Genomic DNA, 18,593 nt, shown 5'->3' with positions numbered 1-18,593 from the left:
GGGGGAAAAGGCCGGCGCGCGGACGCGCCGGCGGGGAGGATCAGTTCTTGCTGGCGTAATCGGCCATGTTCTTCGGCGTCACGAGCTCGAAGGGCACCCAGACCTGCTTTTCGACCGGTTCGCCGCGCACCAGCGCGACGGCGGCATCCACCGCGCTCGCCGACTGGCCCTTGGCGTTCTGGAACACGGTGGCGTCCAGATCGCCGGCCGCCATGGCGGCAAGGCCGTCCTGGGTGGCGTCGATGCCGATGACGATCACGTCTTCCATCGAGACACCCGCCGCCTTCAGGGCCTGGATCGCGCCGATCGCCATCTCGTCATTGTTGGCGAAGACCACGTCGATCGGCTGGCCGGCGGTGATCCAGTTCGTCGTCAGGTCCATCGCATTGGTGCGCGTCCAGGCGCCGGACTGCTCGTCGGCGATGGTCACGCCCTTGCAGTCCCCCGCCCCGATCGTTTCCTTGAAGGAATTCGTGCGGTCGCGCGATGCCTGGTGGGCGAGGTCACCCATCAGGATATAGACCTGCGCGTCGCCGGCCTTGCCCTTCTCCTTCAGCAGCGAACAGGCCGCCTCCGCGCCCAGCGTGCCGGAATCCGTTTCCTTGGAGCCGACATAGGCCTGCTTTTCCGGCAGCTTGCCGGCATTGTCCGGTTCGAGGTTGAGATAGACCAGCGGTATCCCTGCCTTTTCCGCCGCCTCGCTGATCCCCGGCGCCGCGGACGTATCCGTCAGGGTCATGACGATGGCATCGACACCTGCGGCGATGAAATTGTTCACCTGGTTGAGCTGCTTGGAAATGTCCGTCTGGGCATCCTCGACCTGCACGGTGACGCCGCTCACCTCCGAAGCCCTTGCGCTGATGCCCTCGCGCAGAAGCGTCTGGAAGTTGTTGTCGAAACTCTGCATCGAAACGCCGATGGTCTGCGCAAAGGCAGCGCTTCCCATCATGGCGGCCAGAGCAGCCGCCAAGTACATGGATTTCATGTCTTCCTCCCATTGGGTGCCGGTTCACCCGATCGCACACCGGAGGCCCGAAGGGCCCGATCGATCATGCGCGGCCTCAGCCGAGGGCCACGCGCACCTCTCCATCGACCACTTCGGCCGGATAGGTCTTCAGGTTCTCGCAGGCGGGAAGCCGCAGGGCCTCGCCGGTGCGATAGTCGAAGGCGCCGGAATGCTTGGGACATTCCACTTCGAAATCCATGACGAGGCCGTCCGCGAGATGGATCGCCTCATGGGTGCACAGGCCCGCCGTGCAATAGATGCTGTCATCCGGGCCTCGATAGATCGCATAGGTGCGGCCGCCATGGTCGAAACGGATGGCGCCTTCCTGCTCGATGTCCTCGAATTTGCCTGCGGAAACCCAGGTCATTCTGCCGCTCCCTGTACTTCGCTGCGGGCCTTGCGGGCGGCGAGCTTTTCCTTGCGCTTGCGGTAGCGCTCCTGCATGAGCGCTTCGCCCTCGGGCGAGCCGTCGTGCCAGGTGCCGAACCACTTATCGAGCGGGATCAGGGCGTCGCCGTAGTTCACCTCGAAATATTTGTGGTGCAGGTAGTGCGCATAGGCGTGGCTATCGACCAGCTTGTCCTCGCCCACCTCCACCTTGTCGAAGCCGACATGGCCGGGAATGGCGCCGAAACCGGCATAATGGAGCTGGTACAGCATCAGGATCGGATTGGACGGCAGGACGAGATGGTAGAAGGCGGTGCCGAGGTAGAGGAAATGCTCGACCGGATGCATCGACAGCGACGACCATGGCGAGGGGTTCACTGAATTGTGGTGGACGGAATGCACCCATTTATAGAGGAACGGCGTGTGGATGAGCCGGTGGATGCAGAAGAAGTGGAATTCATGGATGATCGGCACGACGAGCGCCACGAGCGCCAGCGTCCACGGATTTTCCGCAAAGCTCAGCCAGGGCGCGTAGCCATTGGCATAGGCCCAGAGCATGGCGACCTCTATCGCCGTCCAGATCGTCACGCCCGACAGGAAGGTGCGCAGCATGTTGTCGGCGTTCTGGCGATCGAACCAGAACACGCTGTTTTTCTGGTCGGCCGGGAACTTGCCGTTGTACTTGAAGCGGTTCTCCTGCCGCTTCAGCACATAGAGATGAAGCTCGAAGGCGCCGTAGAACAGGAACACGCAGACCGCGTTGACCGCATAAAGCCAGAGCACCCAGCCGATGCCGAGCGTTTGCATCGTCTCCACCGGGGGGATGACCCAGGCCCAGTAGGCGACGGCAGACGCGGCGAAGACGGCGTTCCAGGGAAAGAAATAGTGCGGCAGCCACTTTAGGACCGCCATCAGCTTCGGCGGGAAGGCGAACAGCGGCGCGGTCTCCACCGGCTGGTTCGGCGTCCAGTCGCCGCGCTTGTTGCGCTTGCCATATTGAAGATCGTCCATTGCGCTCTCCTCCGGGCTTTCGCCCGCACAATCCGTTGAAAAGGAGAGCGCTGTTGCGCCGCCTCCTCCTGATTTGAAAATTATCAGGTGGCGGGCTTCAGGCCGAAGCTTACCTTGATCAAATCAGATCAAAGCCCCTCGGCGGTGATGGTGATGAAACGGATGGGCGTCTGGTCGGGTTCGATTTCGGTGAGACCGACCCGGCGCAGCATGAGATCGAGCGCCCGCTGAGCCTGCGCCTCCGGCGCCTGGTCCAGCACGACGTCCATGATGCCTTCGCCGAGCGCCGCGCGCGTGTAGTCCGTCAGCTCATGGCCGACGAAGAGAATGTCGCGCCCGCGCGGATGGCGCCTCAGCACGCTGATCAGCGCCGCGTTCGCGCCGCCGGCATTGTAGAGGCCGACGAGATCGGGATATTTTTCCAGCGCCATCGCCAGCGTTTCCGCGCTGAAATGCTCCTCGTCGCGGCTGAAGCCGAGCCATTCAAAGGCGATCGGGCCGGGATGCTTCGAAAAATAGTCGGAGAAGCCGGCGATGCGGTCGCGGTGCACTTGGTAGATCGGATGGCAGAGTGCGACGACCGGCCCTTCGGCACGCGCCATGCGCGCGATGAAATAGGCCGCCGTGCGACCGGCGGCATGGTTGTCGATGCCGACAAATTCCCCTCGGTTGCCGGCGGCGCGCGTCACGACATGCACCACCGGCACGCCTCGCGCCGTCACCTCCTCCACCGCCGCGCGGATCAGCGGGCTGTTCGGCACGGCGAGGATCAATCCGGCGCGTGGCTTCTCGGTGGACCGGATGCGCCTTGCGATCTCCTCCGGATTCATCTCCTCCGTAAAACTCCGGTGCACAACGACGAGCGGATCGAGCGTTGCGGCAATCCGTTCGAAAGCCTTGGAGAGCCGCCGGTAGAACGTCGTCTCCGGGCGCACCATCAGAACCTCGACGCGCAACAGGCCGCGATGGGCATCCGGCAACGTGCGCGGGTAGTTCAGGGCGCGGGCGGCGGCGATCACCTTTGCCGCGAGATCGGCACGCACGCCGCCGCGCCCGTTCAGCACACGCTCGACCGTCGCGGTCCCGACACCCGCGGAAAGGGCGATGTCACGGTATGTCGGCTTCGTCACGCTTTCGATATCCCCGCCCGGCGCCGGCTTTTCGACGCGTTTTCAGATTGCATCGCTTCGGTCCGCCGCGACAAGGCCCGAGCGAGGCCCGCAGACGTGACGGGCGGGTTTTCTCAACGAAATCGGCGCAAGGCGGTGGACTTTGCGATGCGGAAAATGCTCTACCGGGTTTCCATCGACACAACGGGCCGCCCGCCTCCACACGAACCGACGGGCCACTGCGCCCCTTTACATCGGATTGGCAGGAATGGACGAGGCACGTCACCCGAACGGAACGGCAGTGAAGGCACCCGCCCTGTCGGAACATGAAAAGAACGTCATCATCGCTGGCGTGCTTCTCTCCATGCTGCTGGCCGCGCTCGACCAGACCATCGTCGCGCCCGTCATGCCGACGATGGGCATGGCCCTCGGGCATAGCGACTACCTGCCCTGGGTTGTGACAGGCTACTTGCTGACAGCGACTGCGATGGCGCCGCTTTACGGCAAGATATCTGACATCTACGGCCGGCGCCCGACGATCTTCGCCGCCATCTTCATCTTCCTCGCGGGATCGCTGATCAGTGCGCTGGCGCCCAATATGCTGACGCTCATCCTCGGCCGCGCGGTCCAAGGGCTGGGCGGCGGCGGCCTCTTCGCCCTCACGCAGATCGTGATCGGCGACCTCGTTCCGCCGCGCGAGCGCGCCCGCTATGCCGCCTGGATTTCGGGAACATGGGCGGTGGCGAGCATTGCCGGGCCGCTGCTCGGCGGCACCTTCGCCGACCACCTGCACTGGTCGCTGATCTTCTGGATCAACATTCCGCTCGGCATCCTGGCGCTCGTCATCATCAACAACCCCTTGAAGAAGCTGCCCTCCGTCGCCCGCGCGCACCGTATCGACGGCATCGGGGCGGTGCTGCTCGTCGGCGCGACCGCAATCCTGCTGCTCGCGCTCAACTGGGGCGGCAGCCGCTACGAATGGCTTTCCGCTGCCATCCTCGGGCTCCTGGCCTCATCCGCCCTGCTTTGGGCCCTGTTTGCCCTGCGGCTGCGGCGCGCGAGCGAGCCGCTCATTTCGCTCGAGGTTCTCGCTGACCCTGTCGTGCGCTACGGAACGATGGCGATGTTCCTGGTGCAGGCCGCCAATGTCGGCCTTTCGGTCTATATCCCCGTCTACGTGCAATCCTTCCAGGGACTTTCCGCCAGCAGCTCGGGCATGGCGATGCTCGGCATCCTCATGGGCACGGTTCTCGGCGCCGTCACCAGCGGCCGGACGATCCCGCGCTTCACGCACTACAAGAGGATCGCGCTTCTCGGCGTCGTGTTCAGCTTCCTGTGCCTGTCCGTTCTGGCGTTTCTGGCCGGGCGGACATCGCTCGTCGTGCTGGAGATCCTGACCTTCGGCGTGGGCTTCGGCACCGGCATGACCTTCCCGGTCGCCACCGTCTCCGTGCAGAACGCCGTCGACCGGGCGCATCTCGGCGTGGCGACGGGCGTGTTGACCTTCCTGCGCTCGCTCGGCGGCGCCCTCGGCGTCGCGACCCTCGGCGCCATCGCGCTCGGCAACGGCCTGCCGCTTGGCGGCGAGGTTTTGCAGGCGGCAAGCGCGCCCGTCACCTCGGCCCTGCCCTTCACCTATATTTTCACCGCCTGCGCCGCCGCGATGGCCCTGTCGCTCGCTGTCTTCCACCTGATGCCGGAACGGCCGCTGCGCGGCCACAACGACGGCGACGTGCCTCCCGCCATCGACCCTGCGTGAACCCGGCGCGGCGCTTACAACACCAGCGCGCCGGTCCGGTTCTCGATCATCCGAACGAGGTTCAACGCCGTCATTTCCGATGATTTCGGGTTGGTGGCGAGTGGTCGGTTCTGCAGGCAGATTTCCATCTTCCCGAATGCGCCGGTCGCATGGATACGGTGGGTGTTCTCGGTAGCCTCGGGATCGGCGACGAGGCGCACGCGCGTGCGCTGCACGCCGATGCCGGCAAGGGAGGTCGTCGCCGCCACATTGGCGTTCTGCGGGAAGGCTGTCGCCGCTTCGGCGGCAGAACCCTCGAAAAAGGTTTCGGCCTCCGTCAGATCGGCAAGCCGACAGCGCTCCTCAGCCGGCGTGCCGAGCCAGGCCCGCGCGGGCTTGGTGATGACATGCTCAACGCCGTCCAACCCCAGCCGCGATGCGGCCGAAAGGGCATCGATGCCCCCGAGCGCGCCCGGCGGAACGATGAGTTTGCGCCCGTTCCGCCGGGCCGTTTCGACGAGTTCATCCAGCACGGCCACATCGACAAGCGCCGAAGTCGAGGTGACGGCGAAATCCATGCCCGCCGTGAGCGCGGCACGAGCGAAGGGCAGCACGCTTTCACGGCTCGCCGCCTCAATGACCAGCGTCGCGCCGGTCGCGGCCAGCGTCTCGGGTCCGGTGACATGCACCGCCCCCTCCGGCATGGTCCCCTCGACCTCCTTGGGATCGCGAACCGCGATCCCGACAATCCGGGCATTGGCGCCGCGCGCCTTCAGCAGCGCGGCGACCCTCTGGCCGATGGCGCCCCAGCCGACAAGGCAGATGGCTTCGACTGTCGACATGACGGTTCTCCGCTACTTCACGCTCAGAGCGTCACCCAGCCCTCGGGCGGGGTCTTGCCGGGATGCACGGTGCCGCATTTCGGGCAGGTCCGCAGCTTTTCGTCGGCATAGAACGCCTTGTAGATCGGCGGCAGGTCGTCGACGATGGATTCGAGATCGACTTCCGCGCGGTGCACCAGTTCCGTGCACTCGAAGCAATACCATTCCACCGCGTCGAGCAGGCCTTCCGGCCGCGTCGGCTCGATGACGAGGCCGATGGAGCCTTCCATCGGGCGCTGCGGCGAATGGCGCACATGCGGCGGCAGGAGGAAGATGTCACCCTCGCGGATCGGCACGTCGTAGAATTCCTTGCCGTCATAGAGCTTCAGCACCATGTCGCCCTTGAGCTGGTAGAAGAATTCCTCCACCGGATCGTCATGATAATCGGTGCGCTTGTTGGGGCCGCCGACGATGGTCACCATCAGGTCGGCGTCCTTCCAGATCTGCTGGTTGCCGACCGGCGGCTTCAGCAGGTGCTTGTGCTCGTCGATCCACTTTTGCAGGTTGAAGGCTTTCAGCTTGGTCATGATCTCTCCTCCCGATCCGGTTTAGCGCAATTTCAGGCCGCATTCCTCGAAGGCGGCTCGGGTCAGTCTCTTTTCCTCGTCCGTCAGCTCCAGAAGCGGGCGACGAACGGCGCCGCCGACCTGGCCGAGCAGTTCCTGCCAGTATTTCTGGTGCGCATGGGGCTTTTCCGCGGGCTTGGTCCTGCGGAAGGCATCGCGAACGCCTTGCAGGCTGGCGCTGACGGCGCGCGCCTCCTCGCCCTTTCCCGCGAAGGCGAGCGCGGTATAGTCGGCCATGCGGTGGTCGGCCTTCGTCTGGAGCGTGTAGGGCGGCGAGGAGCAGAGATAAAGCTGCCAGCCGAGTTCCAGCACGTTATCCAGCCATTCCTCTTCCGAAGCGGTCGAAACGAGGATGCGGTCGCCGGCAAGCGCGGTCAGTTTCTTGTACATCTCGCGCGGCACGGAATATTTGATGGCGACGACCGTCTCGATATCCGCGAGCCGGTTGCACAGTTCCGGGCTCATCAGGTAGCCGCTGTCGGGATGCGACCAGAGCGCCATGCCGATATCCACCTTGGAGGCGATGGTCTCGTAGTAGCGCAGCAGTGTCTCGTCCTGCTGCTTGAAGAAGTGCAGGATCGGCGCGTGCACGACGATATAGTCGGCGCCGCAGGCCTGCGCATGGCGGGCAAGGTCGATTACCACGTCCATGTTCTGGTCCGAGCAGGACATGATGGTCTGCGCCCGGCCGCCGGTCGCCTCCACGGAGAGGTCGAACATGCGCTTGCGCTCGTCGACGGACATGGAGAAGAACTCGCCCTGCTTGCCGGCGATGAAGAGGCCGTCGATGCCGAGATCACCGATCCAGTGCTCGACATTGCGACGGTAGCCCTCCTCGTCGATCGCGCCATCGGCGGTGAACGGCGTGTTCGCGGCCGCCCAGATGCCCCGCATCGTGGCGCGGGAATGGGCCTTTGCATCCTTGCGGTGATATTTCATGACGCTCCTTGTCGCATTTGCGTTCCGGCGGCGCATGAAGCAGGCCGCATCGAATGGTTCTGGCGACATTTAGCGCAGGATTTTTTTATTCATTAAGCCACATAGTGCGTATATATTCATGCTGAAATCAGTATGGATCACCTATGCTCAACCTGCGTCAAATCAAGTGTTTTCAGGCCGTCGTCGAGCTCGGCAATTTTTCGCGCGCGGCCGAGCGGCTGCGCACCAGCCAGGCGGGAATCTCCCACGCAATCCGCGATCTCGAGGCCCTGCTCGGAACGCGGCTGTTCGACCGCACGACCCGGCGCGTCGAGCTGACCGAGGCCGGCCGCGTCTTTGCCGCCGGAGCCTTGCCGGGACTGGCGGAAATCGAGCGCGCCGTCGATGCTGTGCACGATCTCGGGCAATTGCGCACCGGCCTTGTGCGCATTGCCGCTCCGCCCTTCCTCGGCGCGACGGTGCTGCCGCGCCTGCTGCAGGAGGTCGCGACCGCCCATCCGAACCTCAAGCTCAGGATCGAGGACGTGGTGACGGACCTCATCGCGCCGCGCGTGCGCAGCGGGCTCTGCGACCTCGGCGTCGGCACCTTCGCCAGCGACGAGGACGGGCTGGAGATCCAGCGCGTGCTGCGCGACCAGCTGATGGTTTTCGCGCCCGAGGGACATGCCATCTGTGCAAAGGGCGAGGTGTCCTGGGCCGCGCTCGCCGACCAGGCGATCATCACGCTGACCCGGGAAAGCAACATCCGCCTTCTAACGGAAGTGGGCTTCGAGAGCGCCAACGTGCCGCTGCGGCCCGCCCTCGAAGTGCACCAGATCAACACCGCCCTCGCCCTCGTCGAGCGGGAGGCGGGTCTCGCCATCCTGCCGACCTATGCCTTTGCCGGCCTGAACGGCCGCAAGATCGCGGCGCGGCCGCTGGCCGAACCGTCGATTGCCCGCGACGTGGCGATCATCACGGCACGGGAGCGCACGCCCTCTTCCGCTACGCTCGCGGTGCGCACCCTGCTGCGCAAGGTGCTGCGCGACATGGTGCCGGTGGTGGGGTGAGGAACGCAAGAAGGCCGGAACCGTCAGGTCAACGATTCCGGCCCCAGCCTCGGACGTAGATGCGCGTCAGGCGATGCGCAGCGAGACGTTCTTGATGACCGTATAGTGATGCAGGCCTTCCGCGCCGCCCTCCCGGCCAAGGCCGCTTTCCTTGACGCCGCCGAACGGCGTTTCGGCAACCGAGGCCTCCAGCGTATTGATCGAGAGATTGCCCGCCTCGATGCCCTGCATCAACCGATCCACATTGGCCGTCGAATTGGTGAAGCCATAGGCGGCAAGACCGAAGGGCAGCGCATTCGCCTTGGCGATGGCCTCGTCCACCGAAGCGACCGGATTGATCAGGGCCAGCGGACCGAAGGGCTCTTCGGAAAGCGCCCGGGCATCGTCCGGCAGCTCGGCAATCGCCGTCGGCGCGAAGAAGTAACCCTTGCCGTCGAGACGCCCGCCGCCACAAAGCACCCGCGCGCCCCTGGCGCGGGCATCGTCCACGAGATCCTGCAGGGCGGCGATGCGGCGGTCGTTGGCGACGGGACCCATCTGCGTCGACGCGTCGAGGCCGTCGCCGACCTTGATCGACCGCGCCTTTTTCACAAATGCCTCGACGAAGCGGCTATAAAGCGTCTCATGCACGAAGAACCGCGTCGGCGAGGTGCAGACCTGGCCGGAATTGCGATATTTGCGCGTCGCGCAGGCAAGACCCGCCGCGATGGGGTCCGCATCCTCGCAGACGATGACGGGCGCATGGCCGCCAAGCTCCATGAGCGCCGGCTTCATATATTGCGAGGCGCGCATCGTCAGGTGTTTTCCGACGACGGTCGAGCCGGTGAAGGCGACCATGCGGATGCGGTCCTGCGGGATGAGGTATTCGGAGATCTCGGCGGGATGGCCGAAGACGAGGTTGAGCACGCCGGCAGGCAGGCCCGCATCGTGGAAGGCGCGCGCGATATGGATAACGCCCGTCGGCGTCTCCTCCGAGGCCTTCATGACGATGGAGCAGCCGGCGGCGAGCGCCCCGCCGATCTTGCGGGCCGGCTGACTCATCGGGAAATTCCACGGCGAGAAGGCGGCGACCGGGCCGATCGGCTCGTGCAGCACGATATAGCGGATGCCCGGCGCACTCGGGATGACGCGGCCGTAGAGGCGCACGCATTCGCCGGCATCCCACTCGAAGAACTCGCAGCCGCGGATGACCTCCAGCCGCGCCTCGGCAATCGGCTTGCCGTTTTCCAGCGTGATCGACCGGGCGATTTCTTCCGCGCGCTCGCGCATCAGCTGGGCGGCCTTCAGGATGATGGCCGCGCGCGCGGCCGGCGACGTTTGGCTCCAGACCTTAAACCCCTGCCAGGCCGCCTCCGTCGCGTCGGCAAGGTCGGCCTCGCGGGCCACCGCCACCGTGCCGATGACATCCTCATTGGCGGGGTTAATGACGGCGAGCGTTTCGGAGGTCGCCCTCCACTTGCCGCCGATATAGAGCTGCGCCTGCGTTTCCTGAGCCATGAGATTGCCTTTTCGCCATTCCGTTGGAGGCCGAGCCTTCCGTCCCGCAATGGATGCAATCAGCGGTCTAATATAACAATCCACATAGGTTGAATGAATTGATGTCGAGATGTGATAAGTCCTGGCCGGCTGAGGAACGCGAAAAGGCGCTCTCCCGGCCGGGAAAGCGCCTCTCTGCTTCAATACATGCCTGAGATCAGGTAACGGCGCTGCGCACCGCATAGCGCGCATCGCGCCACGCGCCCGTTTCCAGTACGTCATGCAGCACGTCCACGGCAGTCCAGACATCCGCAAAGCTCGTATAGAGCGGCGTGAAGCCGAATCGGATGGTGGCCGGCGCGCGGAAATCGCCGATGACGCCGCGCTCGATCAGGGCCTGCATGATCTCGTAGGCCCCCTCATGCTCGAAGGAGACCTGGCTGCCGCGCTTTGTGCCGTCGCGCGGACCGACGAGCTTGAGGCCATGCGCGCCGCAGCGCGTCTCGACGAGCGTGATGAAGAGATCGGTGAGCGCGATGCTCTTTCTGCGAACCGCGGCAAGATCGACCTCGTCCCAGAGGTCGAGCGCGGCCGAGAGCGCGCGCAGCGACAGGATCGGCTGCGTGCCGGACAGGAAGGGAAGGACGCCGGCGCCGCCGTCATAGCTGCGCTCGAAGCCGAAGGGGCGCGCGTGGCCCCACCAGCCGCTCAGCGGCTGCCGGGCCTTTTCCTGAAGACGCTTTGCCACATAGATGAAGGCCGGCGCGCCGGGGCCGCCATTGATGTACTTGTAGGTGCAACCCACCGCGAAATCGACATTGCAGCGATCGAGCTCCACCGGCAGCGCACCGGCGGAATGGCAGAGGTCCCAGACGACGAGCGCCCCGGCGTCATGGGCGCGCTTCGTCAGCGCTTCCATGTCGCGCAGCGCGCCGGTCTTGTAGTTGACGTGGTTGACCAGCACCACGGCGACGCTCTCGTCGATCAGGTCCTCGATGCGGGGACCGTCGACGCCTTCCAGCCGCATGACCGTGCCCGGTCGCGTCGCCATCACCCCCTCGGCCATGTAGAGGTCGGTCGGGAAGCTCTCGCTCTCCGCGACGATGACGTTGCGGCCTTCGTTGAGGGCGAGCGCCGCATGCAGCGCCTTGTAGACATTGGTCGAGGTGTTGTCGGTCACGCCCGTCTGGCCGGGGGCGGCGCCGATGAGGCGGCCGACGCGGTCGCCGAGCGTCAGCGGCAGCGCGAACCAGCCGGCGGTGTTCCAGCTGCGAATGAGGTCGCGGCCCCATTCGAGCTTCGCCGCCTTCTCGATCTCGGCATAGGCGGCGTGCAGCGCCGCGCCGAGCGAGTTGCCGTCGAGATAGGTGACGCCCTCGGGCAGGTCGAAGCGGCCCTTGAAGCCCGCGAGCGGGTCGTCGCGATCCAGCGCCTCGACGGCTTTGATATCGATGGTCATGCGGCAGTCCTTCTATTCACGAACGGTTTCGCGGGCGGGCATGGGGCCGCGGGCGCGCTTGAGGGTGGGTAGCGCCAGCATGGCGAGCACGAAGAGGCCGGTGGCAAGCTTCAGGTCGGTCGGCGGCATGCCGGCGGCAAGGCAGAGCGAGACGAGTTGGTAGTAGACGATGGCGCCGACGAAGGGGGCGGCAAGCTGGCGGCGGATGGTCTGCTTGCCGACGATGGCCTCGCCGATCATCAGCGCGGCAAGGCCGTTGATCAGCGTGCCGATGCCCATGTTGACGTCGGCAAAGCCCTGCGACTGCACCATCAGTGCGCCGCTGGTCGCCGAGAAGGCGCCGGCGAGGCCGACCCCGCCGATGGTGGCGGCCCAGATGCTGATGCCCTGCGCCTCCGCCATGTCCGGGTTGGAGCCGACGGCGCGCATGGCCGTGCCCCGCTCCGTGCGGAAATAGAGGTTCAGCAGGCAATAGGCGGCGATGCCGAGCAGGCCGGCGACGACGATCTTGCTGACCGGGAAACCGGGCTCGGCGAAGGGAACGCCGTCGAAGAGGGTCGGCGTGCCGTAGACGGAGAGGTTGGACTTGCCCATGAGCCGCAGGTTGATGCTGTAGAGCATGGTCATCATCAGGATGCCGGCGAGCAGCGTATGGATGCGGAAGCGCAGGTGTACGAAGGCCGTGCAGCTTCCCGCCAGGAACCCGGCAGCCATCGCCACGAGGATGGCAAGCCAGCCCGGTGCCCCGCCGGCCAGCGACAGCGCGCAGACGCAACCGCCTAGCGGGAATGCGCCTTCGCTAGTCAGGTCCGGGAAGTTCAGCGTGCGGAACGGCAGCATAATACCGAGCACGATGAAGGAAAGGATGAGGCTCTGCGCCAGCGTGACCGGCACGAGCGCGATGAAATTCGAAAGTATCGTAGAAACCGTGTCCATGTCCGTCTCAGCTCGCCAGCAGCATGCGGTCGGTCTTCATGCCGAAGTGACCGATCAGTTTGGGAATGGTGACCTCGGCCTTTTCCGCGCCGGTGATTTCGAGCCGCGTCCTGCCGGCGTCGAGCATCACCACGCTATGGCCGAAATCGACAGCGTGCTGCATGTTGTGCGTCACCATCAGCGTGGTGAGATTGAAGGCTTCCACCGCGCGGACCGTCGCCTGCATGACGATGTCGGCGGTGCGCGGATCGAGCGCGGCGGTGTGTTCGTCGAGCAGCAGCAGGTCCGGCTGGTCGCAGGTTGCCATGATCAGCGAGAGCGACTGGCGCTGACCACCCGAAAGCAGCTCGACGCGCGTCTCCAGCCGGTTTTCCAGCCCGAGGTTCAAGGCGGCGAGACGCTCCTTGTAGCTTGCAAGCCGTTTGGCGTTGAGGCCGCGGTTGAGGCCGAGCTTCTTGCCGCGCAGTTCGGCGAGCAGCATGTTTTCAGCGACCGTCATCGAGGCGGCGGTGCCCTTCATCGGGTCCTGGAAGACCCGGGCGACGCGACTTGCGCGCTTGTGCACCGGCAGCGCCGTGACATCGTCGCCATTGATGAGGATCTTTCCCGAATCGAGCATCAGCGCACCGGAAATGGCATTCAGCATGCTGCTCTTGCCGGCGCCGTTCGACCCGATGACGATGGCGAAATTGCCGGTGGGGAGCGTCAGGCTCAGGTCGTTGAGGGCGATCTTCTCGTCGGGCTGGCCCTTGTAGAAGACTTTTCGTGCAGATCGGATTTCAAGCATCCGTTCCTCCTTCGAGCAATTCCGGCAAAAGCGAGAAACGGTTTTGCGTGGGGAATTGCGTAAACAAAGCCTAGCGGACGGAGGCGCTGAGGCCGCCGTCCTGTTGTTGGCGCCGGGTCAGTCGACGATACAGTTGCAGTCGGCGAGCGAAGCGGGGATTTCGATGCCGAAGGCGGCCATGGCCTTCCTCGAGATCAGCGCCTGATGATCCTCATAGGCCGGGCGCACGGGCGCGATGGACTTCGGGTCCTTGCCCTTCAGTACCTCGGCCGCGATCTTGCCGGCGTTCATGCCGACCTGCTCGTAGTTGACGGCAAAGCTTGCCGGCACGAAGCCTTCGAGCACCGCCGTATCGACGGCGTTGACGACGGGAATGCCCGACTGGCGCGCGGCCGCCGCAACGGCGGCGATGGCCGGCTGGATCATGTTCGACGTCGGGCCGTAGATGACGTCCACCTTGCCGGCGAGCGAGGTGATGCGCTGCTGGATGTCGTTGAGGTTGTCGACACCGACCTCGACGACTTCAAACCCTTGCTCCGGCGCGATCTTGCGGATCGATTCGAGCAGCGCCACGTCGTTGGCCTCGCCGGGATTGTAAGGCAGGCCGAGGCGCTTGGCGTTCGGCAGGAGCTTCTTCGTGAAGGCCAGAACCGCCGCCATGTCCTGGCTGTCGGTGGCGCCCGTGATGCCGTCGTCGCCGCTCTCCCAGGAGGGCACCAGCTTGCCGGCGACCGGATCGGTGACGGCCGTGAAGATAACCGGGATACCGGATCCCGCGAGCGCCTTCTTGGCGATCTGCGAAACCGGCGTCGTGACGGTGTAGATCAGCTTCGGCTGTTCGGCCTGCAGCTTCGCGATCATCTGCGGCACGAGCGAGGCGTCGAAATTGGTGTGGCTTTCCGTATAGACGACGTCCTTGCCCTCGACGAAGCCGTTTTCCGACAGCGCCTTCTTGAAGCCGGCGATGGCGGCATTGAGCGGCGGGTGCTCGCCGAAATTGGCGATGCCGACGCGGATCGGATCCGCGGCAGCCGTGCCGATGCCGGCCAGCACCAGGCCGACGGCCATCAGGCCGGTGACAAGTCTCGATTTCGTGGTGGCCATATGTTCCTCCTCCCAGCTGCCCACATGGCAGCGCGGGGGGAAGAAACGCAGTTGCAGCGGTAATGTCAATCATAATATATATAATTATAGCACATGCGGATTATTATATATATTTGTCGAATATATGCCCGCTTCGTATGGTGGCGGCATTCCGGAGGTGGACTTGACCGACAAGCACGAGACCAGCACGAAAACCGAAGCCGCCTATCAGATGTTGCGGACCGATATCCTCAAGACCCGGCTGCAACCGGGCGCGCCGCTGAAACTCGGCCTTTTGAGCCAGGCCTACGATGTCGGCTGGACGCCGTTGCGCGAGGCGCTCTCGCGGCTCGAGGCGGAGCGGCTGGTGGTGGCGATCTCCAATCGCGGCTTCACGGTCGCGCCCGTTTCCCGCGACGAGCTCGAGGATTTGACGAGAGCCCGCGCGGTGGTCGAGATTCCCCTGTTGCTGGAGGCGATCGCGCACGGCGGCGCCGATTGGGAATCGGAAATCGTGACGGCGCACTACCGCCTTTCGCGCTGCAAGACGATCCTCGAGGATTCCTCGGACCTTGCCGTGGATACCTGGATGGAAAAGCACGAGGCCTTCCACGCCGCGCTTCTTAGCGCCGCGCAATCGCGCTGGCTGAAGCGTTTCCGCGCGACGATCTCCGATCAGATGCAGCGCCACTACCGCTTCCTCGCCTTCGCGCCGGCCCTGCGCGCGGCGGCCGGTGAAACCGCCGGCTACGAGGAGGCGATGGCCGCGTTGCACAAGGCGCAGTCGATCGGTCCTCATACCGACCTCATGGATGCGGTGCTCGACCGCAACGCCGACCGCGCCCGCCTGTTGATGGACGAACATTTCGGCTATCCGCTGGAAGTCTACGCCATCGGCGAGGGCGAGGATGCCTCTCCCACAACCCGTAAAAAAGCGGTGGCGCGCGCGCACTCATAGGAAATCCGCATGAATTAATGCGGATTGAGGCGATTGCTATGGGGAAAGCGAGCCTGTTTCATACCCGTCAGCAAACAGGAGCGGCGCGATTGCTGCGGGCGTGAGGGGGCCCGCACGATCCTCATTCTCAACGACCGAATCCGCCATGGACCGCGAAGCCGCCGTTTCGTTTGCCTTGTCCCGCTGCCATGCCTGGAAGCGCGACATTCAACGATATTTCAGGAGGAGACAAAGCCATGTCGAAACGGCTTATCATCGCATGCTCAATCTTGTGTCTGGCGGCCGGAACCGCCCTTGCCGCGGGCTGGGAAAAAGAGGTGCCGACGGAGATCAACATCCAGGATCCACACCTCAAGCGCTGGTCGGAGCTGACCTACGACAAGCTGCCGCCGGTCCTGACCCCCGGCAAGGATTACGGCATGGACCCCGCGACGGGCAAGTTCAAGGCGCCGCGCGCCACGTCGCTCGGCGGCTCGCAAGCCTTCCCCGGCCAACTCACCCATTGGGACGACAAGACGTACAAGAAGAATGTCGAGGAAATCGCCTTCTACCCGCACATCACCTCGCCGTGGCACGCCTGGCCCGACGTCGCGGATTTCGATGGCAAGCGCTACATGTACCTGCATGACCGTGACTATATGCGCGTTCTCGACATCACTGATCCGGCCAAGGCCGAGGTCGTCTATTCCCATGGCGGCGTCTGGGGTCCGGAAGGCTCCAGCGAGGACTGGGACGCCAAGACGGTCAAGGACTATTTCGGCGGCATAACCATCGCCTGGAGCGAAAAGCTGCAGAAGAACGTCGTCGTCGCCTCCTACGAGATCGGCCGCTTCGGCATCCTTGACAACAAGCGCACCCAGCCTGATCTCGTCGAGACGCTGCGCAAGTACAATTCGCTCAAGGGCTTCAAGGTCTACGAGATGAACGGGCCGCTGCCGAGCGACTGGAAGCTGATCGCGACCCGCACCACCGACATCAAGAACCCCGACGCGCCGATCGGCGAGCAGCAGGGTTCGGGCTCGCTCGACGCCCCCGCCTGGTTCGGCGGCAAGTACATGTATCTCTCCGCCGCGCCCGACGACAGCTACGCGCTGACCGAATATCCGGACTATCTTCATTCCCCCGGCTACCAGGCCTGGGACATGTCGGACCCGGCCAATCCGGTTTTCGTCAGCCAGGTCACGGTTCCCGGCCAGGTCGTCGGCGACAAGGCGAGCGAGGACGCCTACCTGATGAACCCGCGCGCCGGCAACCGCACCTCCTGGATGGGTTCGCGCATGCCGCTGTTCCTGCCGAAGCCCGTGGAAAAGGGCGGCAAGATCGGCTTCGGCGCCATGGGCGGCCTCGGCTTCTACACCTTCGACCTGACGAACCCCGGCACGCCTGAAATGCTCGGCCACGTCAACATACCGCCGAGCTTTGCCGGCACGGAGTTCGACAATGCCGATACCAGCCAGTACGAGCGCACCGGCTATGTCTTCGCCAACGGCTATCCGATGAACGCCAACTGCTACGAGCCCTACAAGGACGTGCTGGTCATCGACGCCAAGGATCCGAAGGACCCGAAGGTGGTCGCCACCTTCCCGCGCCCGACCCCGCCGGAAGAAGCCGAATTCACCGACTATTGCCAGCGTCGCGGCAGCTTCGGCCCGAAGCGTTCCGGCACCGCCCACCAGCCGGGCTACGGACGCCAGGGCATCGTGCCCTACGTCTTCTACAATGCGGGCCTGCAGCTCTTCGACGTCAAGGATCCGAAGGAGCCGAAGATCGCCGGCTACTACGTGCCGCGCTTCCCGACGCCCGAGGAAATGCCGGAATACACCTATGAGAACGCCAATTTCGCGGTCTTCACGGAGTATGACCGGAACATCATCTGGCTGATCGGCATCGACGGCATCCGCGCGCTGAAGACGCCGCTGCTCGGCGAGCCGAAAACCGGCCTTGCCGGCGAGGTCTGGCCGCCGCGCGGATAGAACCGGCACTGGCCTGACCTAAGAACCGGCATCGGCGACGATGCCGGCCTTCCTCCGCCTCCCGTCAAGCACGGACCCCGTTCGCCCCCGCGGACGGCGCCGGCGGAGCCTTGCCGATTTTCAAGACAATCACTGAGGGGACCGAACTTAAATGAACCAACGACACACCGTGAAGACGATCCTGGGCGGCACCGCCGCGGCGCTCTGCCTGATGGCCGGCGTGCAGCCGGCGATGGCGGCCGATGCCGAACCGGCCGAATATGTCCGCGTCTGCGACGCCTACGGGCAGGGCTTCTTCTACATGCCCGGCACGGAAACCTGCCTGAAGATCGGCGGCTACATCCGCCACGAGGCCGCCATCGGCGACGACGTCTACTGGGGTGGCTCGCTTGGCGGCCTGACCAGCAAGACACGGGCGACCTTGCGCTTCGACGCCCGCAGCGAAACGGAACTGGGAACGCTGCGCTCCAACATCGAGACGCGCTTCGAATACAAGGCCTCGGGCACGCGCAGCTACGTCTCCGAAGCGCTGATCGAGATCGCCGGCTTCTCGGTCGGCCTGGCCGATTCCCTCTTCGCGAACTGGACCTGGGCCGCCGGCAACGTCGTCTATGACGACGTGATCTACTATTCCGGCGACCGCACCGCGCAGGTAAGCTACACCTACGATTTCGGCAACGGCTTCTCCGCCATGATCGGGGCCGAGGAAGGCACCGGCTCCTGGGAGATGGAGACGGTCGACGCGAGCGGCCTCGCCCGCCGCGACTGGTACGACCTGACAGTGGACAGCGGCCTGCCGCACCTGATCGCCGGCGTCAAATACGAACAGGACTGGGGCATGCTCTTCGGCATGGCGGCCTACGATTCCCGCTACGACGCCTGGGCCTTCAAGGCACGCGTCAATCTCGACGTGACCGACGCGCTTTCGCTGTTCTTCATGGGCAGCTACCAGTCGGACGCCGACAGGCCGAACTATTACGGCAGCTGGTACGGCGACTGGGTCGTATGGGGCGGGCTTTCCGCCAAGGTGAGCGAGAAGGCGACGGTCAACAGCCAGATCGTCTACGAGGAGGACGGCACCTGGGCCACCGCCCTGAACGTCGCCTACGAGGTCGTCCCCGGCTTCAAGATCACCCCAGAGCTGAACTACACCGCCTTTCGCGGTTTCCGCGGCGACGACAACCTTGTCGGCGGCGTCGTCCGCTTCCAGAGAAGCTTCTGAGGACGAGACGAGA

17 protein-coding genes are annotated in these 18,593 nt (G+C 64.7%); 5 read left to right on the top strand and 12 right to left on the bottom strand.

All coding sequences use genetic code 11. The annotated features are described in order from the left end of the window. Window positions 1-40: 40 nt before the first annotated feature. The 4 genes from Q9316_RS20630 to Q9316_RS20615 form a co-directional block, all read right to left on the bottom strand. Entirely contained in the window at window positions 41-985 is a 945-nt protein-coding gene (locus Q9316_RS20630) for a substrate-binding domain-containing protein (protein ID WP_306035616.1), read from the bottom strand. A 76-nt stretch (window positions 986-1,061) separates the two neighbouring features. After that, entirely contained in the window at window positions 1,062-1,373 is a 312-nt protein-coding gene (locus Q9316_RS20625) for a MocE family 2Fe-2S type ferredoxin (protein ID WP_306035615.1), read from the bottom strand. Then, a complete protein-coding gene (locus tag Q9316_RS20620) occupies window positions 1,370-2,404 on the bottom strand; it encodes a sterol desaturase family protein (RefSeq protein ID WP_306035614.1) in 1,035 nt (344 codons plus the stop codon). Before Q9316_RS20620 ends, Q9316_RS20625 begins: the two co-directional genes overlap by 4 nt. A 128-nt stretch (window positions 2,405-2,532) precedes the next feature. Next, a complete protein-coding gene (locus tag Q9316_RS20615) occupies window positions 2,533-3,534 on the bottom strand; it encodes a LacI family DNA-binding transcriptional regulator (RefSeq protein WP_306035613.1) in 1,002 nt (333 codons plus the stop codon). A gap of 247 nt (window positions 3,535-3,781) precedes the next feature. Between Q9316_RS20615 and Q9316_RS20610 the strand changes: the two genes are divergently transcribed. After that, on the top strand, window positions 3,782-5,272 hold the full coding sequence (locus tag Q9316_RS20610; RefSeq protein ID WP_306035612.1) for an MDR family MFS transporter: 1,491 nt from the start codon (window positions 3,782-3,784) through the stop codon (window positions 5,270-5,272). A 14-nt stretch (window positions 5,273-5,286) separates the two neighbouring features. On the opposite strand, the gene Q9316_RS20605 is transcribed toward Q9316_RS20610, so the two are convergent. The 3 genes from Q9316_RS20605 to Q9316_RS20595 are packed head-to-tail and all read right to left on the bottom strand — an operon-like array spanning window position 5,287 to window position 7,637. After that, the gene (locus Q9316_RS20605) at window positions 5,287-6,093 is read right to left on the bottom strand and encodes an aspartate dehydrogenase (protein WP_306035611.1); all 807 of its coding nucleotides are present in this window, start codon (window positions 6,091-6,093) and stop codon (window positions 5,287-5,289) included. Between the two features lie 23 nt (window positions 6,094-6,116). Continuing rightward, window positions 6,117-6,659 carry a 3-hydroxyanthranilate 3,4-dioxygenase gene (locus Q9316_RS20600; protein ID WP_306035610.1) on the bottom strand — a complete coding sequence of 181 codons (543 nt, stop codon included), beginning with the start codon at window positions 6,657-6,659 and terminating at the stop codon, window positions 6,117-6,119. Between the two features lie 21 nt (window positions 6,660-6,680). Then, entirely contained in the window at window positions 6,681-7,637 is a 957-nt protein-coding gene (locus Q9316_RS20595) for a dihydrodipicolinate synthase family protein (RefSeq protein WP_306035609.1), read from the bottom strand. A 143-nt stretch (window positions 7,638-7,780) separates the two neighbouring features. Between Q9316_RS20595 and Q9316_RS20590 the strand changes: the two genes are divergently transcribed. Further along, window positions 7,781-8,686, top strand: a complete 906-nt coding sequence (locus Q9316_RS20590) for a LysR family transcriptional regulator (RefSeq protein WP_306035608.1) — start codon at window positions 7,781-7,783, stop codon at window positions 8,684-8,686. Between the two features lie 66 nt (window positions 8,687-8,752). Here the strand turns inward: Q9316_RS20590 and Q9316_RS20585 are convergent, their stop codons facing one another. The 5 genes from Q9316_RS20585 to Q9316_RS20565 form a co-directional block, all read right to left on the bottom strand. After that, window positions 8,753-10,183 carry an NAD-dependent succinate-semialdehyde dehydrogenase gene (locus Q9316_RS20585; protein WP_306035607.1) on the bottom strand — a complete coding sequence of 477 codons (1,431 nt, stop codon included), beginning with the start codon at window positions 10,181-10,183 and terminating at the stop codon, window positions 8,753-8,755. A gap of 196 nt (window positions 10,184-10,379) precedes the next feature. Beyond that, entirely contained in the window at window positions 10,380-11,621 is a 1,242-nt protein-coding gene (gene kynU / locus Q9316_RS20580) for a kynureninase (protein WP_306035606.1), read from the bottom strand. Between the two features lie 12 nt (window positions 11,622-11,633). Next, a complete protein-coding gene (locus Q9316_RS20575) occupies window positions 11,634-12,557 on the bottom strand; it encodes an ABC transporter permease (protein WP_306035605.1) in 924 nt (307 codons plus the stop codon). Window positions 12,558-12,564: 7 nt separating this feature from the next. Next, a complete protein-coding gene (locus Q9316_RS20570; RefSeq protein ID WP_306035604.1) occupies window positions 12,565-13,344 on the bottom strand; it encodes an ABC transporter ATP-binding protein in 780 nt (259 codons plus the stop codon). A 117-nt stretch (window positions 13,345-13,461) separates the two neighbouring features. Next, the gene (locus Q9316_RS20565; RefSeq protein ID WP_371878051.1) at window positions 13,462-14,412 is read right to left on the bottom strand and encodes an ABC transporter substrate-binding protein; all 951 of its coding nucleotides are present in this window, start codon (window positions 14,410-14,412) and stop codon (window positions 13,462-13,464) included. Between the two features lie 199 nt (window positions 14,413-14,611). Here Q9316_RS20565 and Q9316_RS20560 point away from each other — a divergent pair, with 199 nt between their 5' ends. The 3 genes from Q9316_RS20560 (at window position 14,612) to Q9316_RS20550 (ending at window position 18,580) form a co-directional block, all read left to right on the top strand. Beyond that, on the top strand, window positions 14,612-15,385 hold the full coding sequence (locus Q9316_RS20560) for a GntR family transcriptional regulator (RefSeq protein WP_306035602.1): 774 nt from the start codon (window positions 14,612-14,614) through the stop codon (window positions 15,383-15,385). Between the two features lie 236 nt (window positions 15,386-15,621). Continuing rightward, window positions 15,622-17,358 carry a hypothetical protein gene (locus Q9316_RS20555; RefSeq protein ID WP_306035601.1) on the top strand — a complete coding sequence of 579 codons (1,737 nt, stop codon included), beginning with the start codon at window positions 15,622-15,624 and terminating at the stop codon, window positions 17,356-17,358. Window positions 17,359-17,509: 151 nt separating this feature from the next. Then, on the top strand, window positions 17,510-18,580 hold the full coding sequence (locus Q9316_RS20550; RefSeq protein ID WP_306035600.1) for a porin: 1,071 nt from the start codon (window positions 17,510-17,512) through the stop codon (window positions 18,578-18,580). The last annotated feature ends 13 nt before the right edge of the window (window positions 18,581-18,593 follow it).

Origin of the sequence: Shinella zoogloeoides (assembly GCF_030733845.1) — a bacterium.
GTDB classification, from domain to species: domain Bacteria; phylum Pseudomonadota; class Alphaproteobacteria; order Rhizobiales; family Rhizobiaceae; genus Shinella; species Shinella zoogloeoides_C.
The sequence above is the reverse complement of the archived record's forward strand: the minus strand, read 5'-3'. Positions and strand labels throughout refer to the sequence as shown.